Origin of the sequence: Azospirillum oryzae, from assembly GCF_900177515.1 — a bacterium.
GTDB classification, from domain to species: domain Bacteria; phylum Pseudomonadota; class Alphaproteobacteria; order Azospirillales; family Azospirillaceae; genus Azospirillum; species Azospirillum oryzae_A.
Window position 1 is genome coordinate 2,293,666 of record NZ_FXAK01000007.1, and the last position, 12,773, is coordinate 2,306,438.

Consider the following 12,773-nt stretch of genomic DNA (forward strand, 5'->3'; position numbering starts at 1 on the left):
CCAAAGTCGCGAACAATTAGTAAGGTAACGAATTTATTTCAATTATTGAAAGAAAATCGCGAAATTAAGAAATGGTAAAGGTTGTCGGCGCCATGCTTCCGCTTGCGCACAAACAACGCGATGCGGGGGCATCCATGTACTACGCGGAGCTCAGCGGCCCGAACGGCAAACCGTCGGTGCTGTCCACGGCTGTGCAGAACGGTTCGTCAAAGACGACCGGCACGGCGAAGGACGGGCTGGCCAAATCGGACGCGAAACCGGTGGACGGCGACAAGAAGTCCCAGTCGCCGGCCTACACCATCAGCCAGTCGATGGAATCGCTGCTGGACAGCATGACCGGCAAGGGCGGCGCCCAGGCTGCGGGCGGCGGTGGCGGCCTGGCCTCCGCCAACAGCGGCGTGGATCGCGCCAAGCAGGCGCAATCGCTGATGCAATCGGCGCTGGACCACGGCAAGGGCCTGGCCGGCATGTTCGGAAAGGGCATCGACGCGCTGAAGCAGGGGCTGGGCGATACGCTGAGCGCGCTGGGCGTTCCGCAGAACCGCATCGACGATGCCGTGAAGGGCTTCGGCGACGGCCTGAAGTCCAAGCTCGACGGCATGAACCTCAGCGACCTGTCGGTGGACATGCAGGCCAGCCAGTCGCAATGGTCGATCGAGTCGCACGGGATCGACCTGGAAATCCAGGACGGCGACCGCAGCGTCAAGATCTCCTTCGCCAAGTCGACCCTGGACTTCCGCCGCGATGACCAGCGGCTGCAGGCGTCGCTGGGCAAGGGCGGCGACATGGCGCTCAGCGCCACCGGCATGACCACCACCGCCACCGGCAAGTCGACCGGCATGATCGTCCGCTCCGAAGGCTTCAGCGAGGATGAGATCAAGGACATCCTCGGCAAGCTGAACGACATGGCTGCCAAGAACGGCGGCGGCGACGGGATGAAGGGGCTGGCGGTGCTGAAGCCGACCACGTCGAAGGACGGCGTCACCCACCTGACGCTCGACCTGTCCACGCCGATCGCGGGGCTGTCGGCGGGGAAAGCCGGGGATGCGACCGCTGCAACGGCCGGCACGGCCGCGAAGCCGCAGGGCGTCGACCTGACCGCCTGACCCGGTTTCCTGCGTTCATTGTCACAGCGCCGGCCCGGATCCGTCCGGACCGGCGCTTGCCCATGCGGGATGGCTTCTTTACAAGCGGTCGCGGTGGCGGCCTGCCAAGGCCGTGCACTGTCCGTCCTCCCGGAACCATCGCCCGGATGAACGCCATGACCGACCGCGACACGCTGCTGGCCCTGAACCAAGCCTTTTATCGGGCCTTCACCAACCGCGACGCCGCCGCGATGGAAGCCCTGTGGGCGGAAACGCTGCCTGTCTCCTGCATCCATCCCGGCTGGACCGCCCTGTTCGGGCGCGACGCGGTGCTGACCAGCTGGCGGGACGTGCTGCGCGCGCCCAGCGGCATCGTCGTCGAGGCGCGGAACGAGCGCGTGACCCTGCATGGCGACACCGCGCTGGTGGTCTGCGAGGAAACGCTGGGCGACGCCGTGCTCGCCGCCACCAACCTGTTCGCCCGCGAAAAGGGCAGCTGGCGCCTCGCCCATCATCAGGCCGGCCCCATCGCCCACGCCCGCGCCGATGTCGAAGTGCCGGCCAAGCCGCCGCACCGCCTGCACTGATCGATTTCGCCCTCAGGGCAGGCTGGCCACCTCCGGCCGTGCTTCCAGGCGGCGCACGAGGTCGATGACCACATGGTCGGCAGTGACGCGGTCGGGGTCGCTGTTGGTCAGCGCCACGACACCCCAGCGATGCGCCTTCGAGAAGGCGATGTAGGCGTTGAAGCCGCCGGTGGAGCCGGAATGCCAATGGATCGGCGTGCCGTCCGTGGCCCAGGCGACGAACCAGCCGAGTGCCATCGCCCCGCTGCCCAGGCTTCCCGGATCGGCCAGCGCCCGGCCGTCCACCTGCACCGACTGCGCCAGCGCCAGCGTCGCCGCCACCGGCTGGGCACAGCCATGGCCGTCCGGCCCGGCAGCCGCACCCGCCGGGCAGTCGCCGAGATTGGCGGACAGCCAGCGCAGCAGATCGTCGGCCGAGGAATAGAGGCCGAAGGCAGGCAGCATCGCCGGCGCTTCCCAATCCGGAACGACCCGGCCGCGGGCATGGCCGGCCGCCTTGCGCGCCCGCTGCTCGGCGGTCGGATGCAGGGTGGTGTCGCGCATCCCGAAGCGGTCGGTCACCACCCGCTTCAGCAGCGTTTCGTAAGGCTGGCCGGCCGCCGCCGACAGCGCCTCCCCCAGAACCGACATGCCGGCATTGGAATAGCTGAAGCGCACGCCCGGCGGCACCGGCAGCCGATAGCCGGACAGCCACAGCGCCAGTTCGCCGCGCGACAGCGGCTTGTAGGGGTTGCGCGGATCCTCCAGCCGGTTCCACGAGAAACGCGGGGTTTCCGGCACGTTGGGCAAGCCGGCCGTGTGGGTGGCGAGGTCGCGCAGCCGGATCGGCCGGCCCTCATACTCCGGCATATGGGCGACCGGCACCGGGCCGACGCGGCGCAGATGACGCTGTAGCGGGTCGGCGGGATCGACCCGACCCTCCCGCATCAGCTCCGCCATGATGGTGCCGGTGAAGGGCTTGGTCAGCGAGGCGATCTGGAACAGGGTGCGCCCATCGGGCGGCCCGCCGTCGGGGCGCCCGGCATCGCCGCGCCCGACCACCAGAGTCCGGCCGTCGCGGATCACGCCGACCACCAGGCTGCCGCCGCCGTCCGGCGGCTGCCGGTCCTCCACCGCGCGGGTCACGTCGTCCACCAGCCGGTCGGGACTCCGGTCCAGGCCGATGGCCCCGGTGGGACCAAGCGGAACGCTCCACAGCAGCAGACACAAAACGACCCAGAGCAGCCCGCGCCGCATCCCCGCCTCCGCCCGGCCTCAATCGAGAGTACGGAGAGAGTGGGCGGACGTACGGCGGGCGCACAGGCCCGCGAAGGGCGATGCGGCGAAAGACGGGGCGGGAGCCGCCGGGGTACTCCACCACCGCCCCGCTACCGCCCGACCGGTCGGGCTTGGCAGAGCGGGGATGGTTATTCGGTGGGGATATCGGCCCTGGGCGGGCGGCGGTCCTTGACGATGGACAGCGGCACGTCGTCGGCCGCGATCTCCAGGATCGGATGGCCGTCCAGCAGCGACGGGCAGCGCTTCACCTGGGTGAAGGCCAGGAAGAAGTCGGCCTTGCGCCAGTCCGGCTCGATCCCGTTGACCAGACGCAGCCAGGGCGGCAGTTCGAACCGCACCGCCAGCGTGTTGCCGCAGACGGTCAGCGTATACTGGCGCGGCGGCGCGTGACCATCATTCTCACGCTCGACATACTCGATCAGTTCCTGCAGGGCCTCGTGCAGGGAATTGCCCCAGTAATCCAGCTCGAACTTGCCGTCGGCGCCCCGTACGCCTCCGACGAACTGGTTGTAGTACACGTACTGGTTCGGGTGCATGGCGCCCAGCTGCCACGCGTACACCACGCCGACCACGGTCATCGCCGCGGCGAAGGTCTGCCCCAGCGCCCGGCCGCCGCGCTGGCACAGCGTCCACAGCCGGTCGGCGGCGATGGCCGCCATCACCACCATGGGCGGGGCTAGGAACAGGAAATGGCGGATGCCGTTGTAGACCGACGGCCGCATCAGCACGAACAGCAGGATCGGCAGGAAGCCCGCCAGAACCAGCGGCGTGTAGCGGACGACCGTGAAGGCGCCGGTCCGCCGCCAGCCGCCGCGCACCAGCCAGACCGCCGCCATCACCACCGCCACACCGACGCCGATCACCACCGCCTCCGGCAGCTTCACCGCCAGATAGACCGGCAGGTACAGCGCCGGCGGCGCGTTGGAATGGACCAGCTCGCCCATGAACAGCGTCTGGATGTCGATGGGGAAATGGGAGACGACGCGCAGGGCCTCCAACGGGTTGCGGAACGGCCGCTGCACCACCCAGGGCCAGAACACCGCCATGATGCCATAGGCGACGGGAATCGCCGGCCACAGGCTGAGGAAGGCGCGCCGCGCATCGACCAGCGCCCAGCGCCGGCCCTCCTGCTGCGTCACCAGCGCGAAATGCATCGCCATGGCGACCGCCAGATAGAAGCCGGCCAGCACCGCGCCGACGCGGATCGCCAGGGTCAGGCCCAGCACCAGCCCGAACTTCAGCACCGCGCTGCGGCTCGGCCGCGGCATCTGCTTCAGGATGCGGGTGGCGAAATAGAGCGTCCACACCATGCCGGCCGCGAAGGGCACGTCCTTGGTGTTGTTGAACATGGCACCATAATAGACGCCGCTCAGCGACAGCAGCGCCGCCGCGATGAAGCCGGCGCGCGGACCGGCCAGCAGCCGGGTGTAGCGCCATGTCCCGGCAATGCCCAGCACGCCCACCAGAGCACAGAGCAGGTGCCGCGTCTCATACTCCTCGAAGGGAGAGAAGGGCACGACCACGGCGGTGACGAGGTCGAACAGACCGCCGTAATAGGCCAGATCCTTGAAATGGAAGGCCGACCGGTCCTGGAAGCCGCTGAGGTAGTAGGACAGCAGCTTCTTGCCGTAGATGTGCTGCACCTCCTCGTCCGTGCTGATGCCGTAGCTGAGGAAGGTCAGCGCGGCGAGGATCAACAGGCCGAGCAGGAGCGCGCGCGACAGCCCGTCCCACAGCGCCGCCTCGCCGCGCGGCAGCACGACGACGCCGGCGCCGCCGGTGGACGGCGCGGCCGTCGCCACGGCGGGGCGGCGGGCAGAGGAAGTGGGGCCGCCGACGGTATCTCCGTCGTCGCGCAGGCCGGTCTCGACGCTCATCGGCGCTGCTCCCGCCCCACTGATCCGCCGACGGGATCGAACTCATGATCCTCCCGGCCATCCGCCGGGCCGAAGCCGTGGGCCGATCGCACGATGAACAGCGGCCGCCCCTTCACCTCGGCGAAGACACGGCCGAGATAGTCGCCGATGATGCCCAGCGTGATCAGCTGGATGCCACCCAGGAACAGCACCGCAACCAGCAGCGATTCATAGCCCGGCACGTCGATGCCGTGGACCAGCGTGCGGATCAGGCGGATGATGATGTAGACGAAGGCGACGCCCGAAACCGCCATCCCGACCAGGCTCCACACCCGCAGGGGGAAGGTGGAAAAGGCGGTCAGCCCATCGAAGGACAGGCGCAGCAGCTTGACGAAGCCCCATTTGGTATCGCCGCCGGCGCGCTCCCCCTGTTCATAGGGGATGGCAGCCTGGCGGAAGCCAACCCAGGCGAAGATGCCCTTCATGAAGCGCGTGCGCTCCGGCATCCGGTTGATGACCTCGACGACGCGGCGGTCCATCAGGCGGAAATCGCCGACCTCGCGCGGAAGCTTGATCTCCGACAGATGGTCGAAGACCCAGTAGAACAACCGGGCGAACAGCCGGTGCTTCAGGCTCTGCCCGACACGGGCATGGCGCACGGCGACGACCACATCGAATCCTTCGCGCCATTTGGCGATAAAGGCCGGCAGCAGTTCCGGCGGATGCTGCAGGTCGGCATCCATCGGCACCACGGCATCGCCGGTGGTGTGGCTCAGGCCGGCGGACAGCGCCAATTCCTTGCCGAAATTGCGCGACAGATCGACCACCTTCACCCGCGGCTCGCGGTCATGGACGTCCAGCAGCCGGTCGATGGTGTCGTCGCGGCTGCCATCGTTGACGCAGACCACCTCCCAATCCATGTCCAGCCCGTCCAGTACCGGGACCAACCGGGCGAACAGCGCCTCGATGTTGGGACCTTCGTTATAGAAGGGAATGACGACCGACAGGCAGCCGCGCCGCGGACGGCCCGACCTGTTCGCCGGAGGCCGGTTCGCCGATGGAAGGACCTCGCCCTCAAGGCGGACGGGAGCGGTGCGGACCTCCGGAGAAGCCGCGGAAAGGGGCGCGTCGGGAATGGACATGGCCAGCCGTCGGGTCAATGCGTCAGGGACCGGGAGATGAAGGGATCGGCGACGACCCCGGTCGGCCGCTGCGCCCTTCGGCATATATCACGATACGGGGGGATGTTCAAAATGCCTCTCCTGTGACCGCCACGGCACAAAAAATGGCCTGTTCGCCCGTGAAAGCGTCCGGACCCTGGTCACCTGCGATCCGACGAAACAGGCAAACATCCGCCGTTGCCGTTTATTCCACGGTGGCGGAACGGCCGCATTCCCCTACGTCACCCATCGGTCTCTCCGGTTGCCCGCACACACAACCGCACCATACGGGGGCATGTGGCACGCTTTCTGAAACAGGTCGCAATGCCTGACCCTTTCGGCTCGTTCCCAAAAAAGCGTTGGGGCCCGAACAGGCGTCGGGCAACGTCCCTGTGCCGACGGAGGCCTCGACCATGAGCCTTTTCAATCGCTTTTCCGTAGGAAGCAAGATCACGGCGGCCAGCGCCGGCATCCTGGTGTTCCTGGTGCTGATCGGCGGTATCGGCATCGCGGCCCTGTCGGAGGCCGGCGGCGCCGTGGACACCTACCGGCGGCTCGGCCAGCAGACCAACGAGCTGGGACGCCTCCAGGCCCTGATGCTGGAGATGCGCCAGCAGGCGACCCGCTTCCTGCTGACCGGCGATGCGGAGGTCGGCGCCACCGTCCGCCGCACCGCGGAGGATGCGGCGCAGACCATCGACAAGGCCCGCGCCCTGTTCACCGATCCCGCGCTGCTTCAGACCGCCGACCATATGGCGCAGGAGATCGCCCAGTATCGGGAAGCCTTCGCCGCCATGATGGAGTTCCAGGACCAGCGCAGCAAGGCCATCGCCGACTTGGACGAGATCGGGCCGCGGCTGGAAACCGCGCTGGACGGCATCATGGACAGCGCCGGCGCGGCGGGCGACACCGACGCCGCCTATCTGGCGGGCATGGCGCTGCGCCACATGCTGTCGGCCCGCATCTCGGCGACGCGCTACAATGTCGACGGCACGCTGGCGCTGGCCAGCCAGACCCGGTCTCAGTTCACCGACGCCGCCAGCCGCGGCGGTGCGATGATGGCGAAGCTGACCGACCTGGACCGCCGCAAGATGGCGATGTCCTATACCGCCATGCTGCGCGTCTACATCACCGGCTTCAACGCCGTGGTCAAGGCCACCACCGAGCGCGACCGGCTGGTCAACGAGGTGCTGATCCCCGTCGGCGATTCCATCGCCAGCGAGGCGGAGCAGCTGACGGAAGCCAGCGTCGGCCACCAGAAGGATCTGGGCATGGCGACCGGCGCCTTCCTCGACAAGGCGCGCGGCGGGATGGTGCTTGCGTCGCTGGTCGCCGTGGTCCTGGGTCTGGCGACGGCGCTGCTGATCGGCCGCGGCCTGTCGCGGCCGGTTGTGGCGATGACCGACCGCATGACCCGGCTGGCCGGCGGCGACCGCAGCGTCGACATCCCCGGCCTGGACCGCGCCGACGAGATCGGCGGCATGGCGAAAGCACTGCAGGTGTTCAAGGACAGCCTGATCGAGAGCGACCGGCTGGCCGAGACCCAGCGCGCCGACCATGCGGCGCAGCGGGGACGCGGCGAACGCATCGACCGGCTGACCCAGGAGTTCGACCGGCTGGTGCTGCAGGCGCTGGGCCGGGTCTCGGCGGCGGCGACCCAGCTTCAGGCGACCGCCCAAACCATGTCCGCCACCGCGGAGCAGACCACCCGGCAGGCCGATGCGGTCGCCAGCGCCTCCAATGAAGCGACCGGCAACGTGGAGACGGTGGCCGCCGCGACGGAGGAACTGACCGCCTCGATCGCCGAGATCGGCCGGCAGGTGGCGGAAAGCACCCGCATCGCCGGTCAGGCGGTCGCCACCGCCGAGAAGACCGACGGCACCGTCCGCGGTCTGGTCGACGCCGCCCAGCGCATCGGCGAGGTGGTGCAGCTGATCACCGATATCGCCAGCCAGACCAACCTTCTCGCCCTGAACGCCACCATCGAGGCGGCGCGCGCCGGCGAGGCGGGCAAGGGCTTCGCCGTGGTGGCGTCGGAGGTCAAGAACCTCGCCAGTCAGACCGCCAAGGCGACGGAGGAGATCGGCAGCCAGATCGCCGGCATTCAGGAGATCAGCCGGCAGGCCGCCGGCGCCATCGCCGAGATCGGCCGGGTGATCGCGGAGATCAGCCACATCTCCACCACCATCGCCGCCGCGGTGGAGGAACAGGGCGCCGCCACCAAGGAGATCAGCCGCAACGTCCAGCAGGCGGCGCGCGGCACGCAGCAGGTGTCCGGCAACATCGCCGGCGTGTCGGAGGCCGCGGCCTCCACCGGCGATGCCTCGCGCGAGGTGCTGACCGCCGCCGACGGGCTGAACCACGAGGCGACCGACCTGCGCGGCTTCGTGTCGCGCTTCCTGGCCGAAATGCGCGCCGCGTAAGAAACGGCACCGATCTTCAGCGCTGCGGTGACAGTTATGGCGCCGGCAGGACCCGAATGGACCGGGGCTTGCCGGCGCCCTTCTTCTGGCGGGCAGCTCTGCTCCTTTGTCCGGTTACTTTCCCCTTGCGCCACGCCGCCCCCTTGGGCACATAGGCGCCATGATCCTGACCCCCATCGCCATCGACGACATGCCGAAGGCCATCGCCGCCTTCGACGCCCACTTGGACGGCCACGCCCAAGCGCGGGCCGCCTTCCGCCGCATTGCCTCCACCTGGCCGGTGCGGCCGGCGGACGAGCCCGGCGGCGGCGTCGACACGCCGGCCCACCGGGCCGACGCGGTGCGGTTGGCCCATGCCCACGGCATCGACACGCTGGACGAGCCGCCGAGCCGCTCCTTCATGTGGGACGGCAAGGTGATCCGCACCGATGTCGAGGCGACGGTGATCGTGCATGAGGTGGCGCACTGGCTGTGCGCGGCGCCGGAGCGGCGGACGCTGATCGATTACGGCCTGGGCCCCGGCCCGGAGACCACCGCCCGCAAGGAGGCTCGCGCCGACAAGCGCCTGTGCTTCGAGGACTGCATGCACGAGGAGCAGCAGACTTCCCTGCTCGGCGTGCTGTGGGAGGTCGAGCTGGGTCAGCCGGGAATCCTGGCCTTCCTGGAGCAGAACTGGATGGAGCATTGGGAGCGGCCGAGCACCGCCGCCTTCTTCATCCGTCACGCCGAGGAACTGTTCACCCGCGGCCTGATCGACGCCGACGGCCGCCCGACAACGGCGCGCGACTGGGCGGATGCCCGCCAGGGTGCCCGGGTGCTTTCCCCGCAGTTTTAACGAGATTGCGGTGACCGTGTGCCGTCCGGCCGGGCCTCGGCTCACGGACGGCGCCGTCACGGCTGGCAAGATGCGCAAGCTGTCACGGAGCCAAAATGCGAAAGGCCGGCACCCGAAGGTCCGGCCTTTTGAGATCGCATGCTCCGGCGTAAAGACCGGAGGAAACTGGAGCGGGCGAAGGGATTCGAACCCTCGACCCCAACCTTGGCAAGGTTGTGCTCTACCCCTGAGCTACGCCCGCGCTCCGTACCGCCTTCCAACCAACTCTTGCTTCAGCAACTTGTCGGTGCCGTCCGGCGGTGTGCGGCGGACTATACTCATCGGCCGACGCAATGCAAGGGCCTTGTTTCAGATTTTTTCACCGGCTGGACGATTTTCCGCACAGCCGGTAAAAGGACTGTCATGGACACCGCATCGCTCCCCCTTCCGGGCGCCTCCCTGCCAGATGGCGACGCGCCGCTGCCGACCTCTCCGGACCAGCTGCTGGCGCGGCTCGACGCGCTGGGCATCCGGGCGACCACGCACAGCCACCCGCCGCTGCACACGGTGGAGGAGAGCAAGGCCCTGCGCGGCGCCCTGCCCGGCGGCCATTGCAAGAACCTGTTCCTGAAGGACAAGAAGGACCAGCATTGGCTTGTGGTGGCGCTGGAGGATGCCAAGGTCGACCTGAACCGGCTGGACAAGGTCATCGGGTCGGCGCGGCTGTCCTTCGCCTCGGCGGAGCGGCTTTGGCGCTTCCTCGGCATCCGGCCGGGGTCGGTCACGCCCTTCGCCCTGGTCAACGACACCGAACGCAAGGTGCGCGTGGTCCTGCAGCAGGCGATGATGGAGCATGAGCTGCTGAACTATCATCCGCTGCTGAACGACCGCACCACGGCGATCCGGCGCGACGACCTGCTGCGCTTCATCCGCGCCTGCGGTCATGAACCGGCGATCGTCGAGTTCGGCCGCATGGAGGGCGACAGGGCGGACTGACCGGCAAGCGGGGGTTCCTCGCACTGCTTGTCCATGCAATGCTTGCCCACGCAATGCTTGCCCATGCAATGCTTGCTTGAGCCGGCTTGCGCGCTCACATATGTCGGCAACGACAGGGTTCGGACCGCCAGCGGCCGGACCGGCAACTCCATGGCCCACCGGGATGTCCTAATGGGCCAGGCATCACCAACGGGACCGAAACACGCCATGTTCTCCATGCCCCCCGCCAACGGGTCCAAGCCCGCCGCTCCCGCCGCCCCCGGTGCCGCCGACATCGTCAAGGACAGCACTGACCGCGCCTTCATGGCGGACGTGATCGAGGCCTCGGCCGAGGTCCCGGTGATCGTCGATTTCTGGGCGCCCTGGTGCGGCCCCTGCAAGCAGTTGGGTCCGATCATCGAAAAGGTGGTGCGCGCCGCCAAGGGTGCGGTGCGCCTGGTGAAGATCGACACCGACGCCAACCCGATGATCGCCTCGCAACTGCGCGTGCAGTCGATCCCGGCGGTCTACGCCTTCTTCCAGGGCCGTCCGGTCGACGGCTTCATGGGCGCCCTGCCGGAATCGCAGGTGAAGGCCTTCGTCGACAAGCTGGTGGCGCTGGCCAAGCAGGCCGGTGCCGGCGGTGGTGCCGACGATATGCTGGAGGAAGCTCTCGCCCAGGCCAAGGAGATGATGGAGGGCGGCGACCTGCAGGGCGCGCTCGACCTCTACAGCCAGATCATGCAGGCCGAGCCGGAGAACGCCCAGGCCTATGCCGGCATCATCCGCTGCCTGATCGCCGCCGGCGACCTGGAGAACGCCAAGCAGATGCTGGCCCAGGCCCCGGAAGCCATCGCCAAGGACAAGGAACTGGCCAACGTCCGCGCCTCTCTCGACGTGGCGGAGCAGGCTGCCAATGCCGGCCCGATTCCGGAGCTGATGGAGAAGGTCGCCCACGATCCCAACGACCACGCTTCGCGCTTCGACCTCGCCATGGCGCTGTTCGCCGCCGGCAAGCGCGAGGCCGCGGTGGACGAGCTTCTGGAGATCTTCAAGCGCGACCGGACCTGGAACGACGACGGCGCCCGCAAGCAGTTGCTGAAGTTCTTCGAGGCGTTCGGTCATACCGATCCGCTGACGGTGAAGACCCGCCGCCGCCTGTCGACCATGATGTTCAGCTGAGGCTTTTTCCGAAAACAGGACGGCTGTTCCATCGGCGAAGGGGTTCTATCTGATTGGCATGACCAGAAACCCCTTCGACCCTGAGTTCAGCCAGTTGCCGGCGATGATGCCGATCTTCCCGCTGGCCGGCGTCCTGCTGCTGCCGCGGGCGCGGCTGCCGCTGAACATCTTCGAGCCGCGCTATCTCGCCATGGTCGAGGACGCGCTGGGCAGCGGCCGCATGATCGGCATGGTCCAGCCGCTCGACCCGGCGGGACGGGAGCGCGAGCCGGCCGTCTATTCCTGCGGCTGCGCCGGCCGCGTCACCAGCTTCGCCGAGACCGACGACGGCCGTTACCTCATCACCCTGACCGGAGTCGCCCGTTTCGAGATCGGACGGGAGGTGGAGGGGGCGCGCGGCTATCGCCGGGTCGTTCCCGACTGGCGCCCGTTCCGCGCCGATCTGGAGCCCGAGGGCTGCGGCGACATCGACCGCAACCGGCTGCTCGGCGCGCTGAAGAGCTATTTCCGGGTTCAGGGCCTGTCGGTCGACTGGAAATCCATCGAATCGACGCTGGACGAGCGGCTCGTCAACTCGCTGGCCATGATCTGCCCCTTCACGCCCGGCGAAAAACAGGCGCTGCTGGAGGCCCCTACCCTGGCGGAACGCGGGAAGCTCTTGATCGGGCTGGTCGAGATGGCCATTCTCGACAGCCATGACGGGGACGGTCCGCCGCCCAAGCATTGACGGTCTTCCAATCACCGCCCTTCTTCCAATCATTATGAGACACGAGATGGCGACGCCCGAGGACAAGAGCAGCGACGCGAAAACCAACGCCCGCGTCGATCCGAAGCTGCTGGAGATCCTGGTCTGCCCACTGACCAAGGGTCCGCTGCGCTATGACGCCGAACGCGCCGAACTGGTCAGCGAGCGCGCCGGCCTGGCCTATCCGATTCGCGACGGCATCCCGATCATGCTGATCGACGAGGCCCGCAGCCTGGACAAAGCGGGGTCGCAGCGATGAGTGAAGATGGGTTCGGCACGGTTCACTGGCCGACCGAAATCCGCCTGAAGAAGGAGGAAAAGCGGCTGGAGGTCGATTTCGACGACGGCCGGACCTTCTCCTACCCGGCGGAGTTCCTGCGCGTGGTCAGCCCGTCCGCCGAGGTGCAGGGCCACAACCCCAGCCAGAAGCAGACGGTTGCCGGCCGCCGCCATGTCGGCATCATGCGGCTGGAGCCGGTCGGCAACTACGCCATCCGCATCGTCTTCGACGACCTGCACGACAGCGGCATCTACAGCTGGAAATACCTCTACGAGATCGGCGCCGAACAGGAGACCCTGTGGGCCGAGTATCTCGAAGAGCTGCAGGCCAAGGGCCTGAGCCGCGACCCGCGGCGGTGATTACTGTGGACAATCCCTCTCCCGCAGCG

At 68.1% G+C, this 12,773-nt stretch carries 12 protein-coding genes and 1 tRNA gene; 9 read left to right on the forward strand and 4 right to left on the reverse strand.

Annotated features, from left to right (window positions below; translation table 11 throughout):
- Positions 1–134: 134 nt before the first annotated feature.
- Positions 135–1,106 (forward strand): hypothetical protein, encoded by a 972-nt coding sequence (locus tag B9N97_RS23300; RefSeq protein WP_143266829.1) that lies wholly within the window; start codon positions 135–137, stop codon positions 1,104–1,106.
- A 155-nt stretch (positions 1,107–1,261) separates the two neighbouring features.
- Positions 1,262–1,672, forward strand: a complete 411-nt coding sequence (locus B9N97_RS23305; RefSeq protein WP_244560858.1) for a nuclear transport factor 2 family protein — start codon at positions 1,262–1,264, stop codon at positions 1,670–1,672.
- Between the two features lie 12 nt (positions 1,673–1,684).
- Here the strand turns inward: B9N97_RS23305 and B9N97_RS23310 are convergent, their stop codons facing one another.
- The 3 genes from B9N97_RS23310 to B9N97_RS23320 form a co-directional block, all read right to left on the reverse strand.
- The gene (locus tag B9N97_RS23310) at positions 1,685–2,908 is read right to left on the reverse strand and encodes a serine hydrolase domain-containing protein (RefSeq protein WP_085090074.1); all 1,224 of its coding nucleotides are present in this window, start codon (positions 2,906–2,908) and stop codon (positions 1,685–1,687) included.
- A 170-nt stretch (positions 2,909–3,078) separates the two neighbouring features.
- Entirely contained in the window at positions 3,079–4,827 is a 1,749-nt protein-coding gene (locus B9N97_RS23315; protein ID WP_085090075.1) for a glycosyltransferase family 39 protein, read from the reverse strand.
- Positions 4,824–5,948 (reverse strand): glycosyltransferase family 2 protein, encoded by a 1,125-nt coding sequence (locus B9N97_RS23320; RefSeq protein ID WP_085090076.1) that lies wholly within the window; start codon positions 5,946–5,948, stop codon positions 4,824–4,826. The genes B9N97_RS23315 and B9N97_RS23320 overlap by 4 nt, the downstream gene beginning before the upstream one ends.
- 431 nt (positions 5,949–6,379) lie before the next feature.
- Between B9N97_RS23320 and B9N97_RS23325 the strand changes: the two genes are divergently transcribed.
- Entirely contained in the window at positions 6,380–8,389 is a 2,010-nt protein-coding gene (locus tag B9N97_RS23325; RefSeq protein WP_085090077.1) for a methyl-accepting chemotaxis protein, read from the forward strand.
- A 160-nt stretch (positions 8,390–8,549) separates the two neighbouring features.
- Complete coding sequence (locus B9N97_RS23330) at positions 8,550–9,224, forward strand: elongation factor P hydroxylase (protein WP_085090078.1); 675 nt, start codon at positions 8,550–8,552, stop codon at positions 9,222–9,224.
- A gap of 166 nt (positions 9,225–9,390) precedes the next feature.
- Here B9N97_RS23330 and B9N97_RS23335 read toward each other — a convergent pair.
- A tRNA-Gly gene (locus tag B9N97_RS23335) sits at positions 9,391–9,465 on the reverse strand.
- A 161-nt stretch (positions 9,466–9,626) separates the two neighbouring features.
- On the opposite strand from B9N97_RS23335, the gene B9N97_RS23340 reads away from it, so the two are divergent.
- The 5 genes from B9N97_RS23340 to B9N97_RS23360 all read left to right on the forward strand — a co-directional run bounded on the left by B9N97_RS23340 (position 9,627) and on the right by B9N97_RS23360 (position 12,744).
- Positions 9,627–10,199, forward strand: a complete 573-nt coding sequence (locus B9N97_RS23340) for a prolyl-tRNA synthetase associated domain-containing protein (protein ID WP_085090079.1) — start codon at positions 9,627–9,629, stop codon at positions 10,197–10,199.
- 207 nt (positions 10,200–10,406) lie between these two features.
- Positions 10,407–11,360 (forward strand): thioredoxin family protein, encoded by a 954-nt coding sequence (locus tag B9N97_RS23345; RefSeq protein ID WP_085090080.1) that lies wholly within the window; start codon positions 10,407–10,409, stop codon positions 11,358–11,360.
- A 58-nt stretch (positions 11,361–11,418) separates the two neighbouring features.
- A complete protein-coding gene (locus B9N97_RS23350) occupies positions 11,419–12,087 on the forward strand; it encodes an LON peptidase substrate-binding domain-containing protein (protein WP_085090081.1) in 669 nt (222 codons plus the stop codon).
- Between the two features lie 46 nt (positions 12,088–12,133).
- On the forward strand, positions 12,134–12,364 hold the full coding sequence (locus B9N97_RS23355) for a Trm112 family protein (RefSeq protein ID WP_085090082.1): 231 nt from the start codon (positions 12,134–12,136) through the stop codon (positions 12,362–12,364).
- Complete coding sequence (locus B9N97_RS23360; protein WP_085090083.1) at positions 12,361–12,744, forward strand: gamma-butyrobetaine hydroxylase family protein; 384 nt, start codon at positions 12,361–12,363, stop codon at positions 12,742–12,744. Before B9N97_RS23355 ends, B9N97_RS23360 begins: the two co-directional genes overlap by 4 nt.
- Positions 12,745–12,773 lie beyond the last annotated feature (29 nt).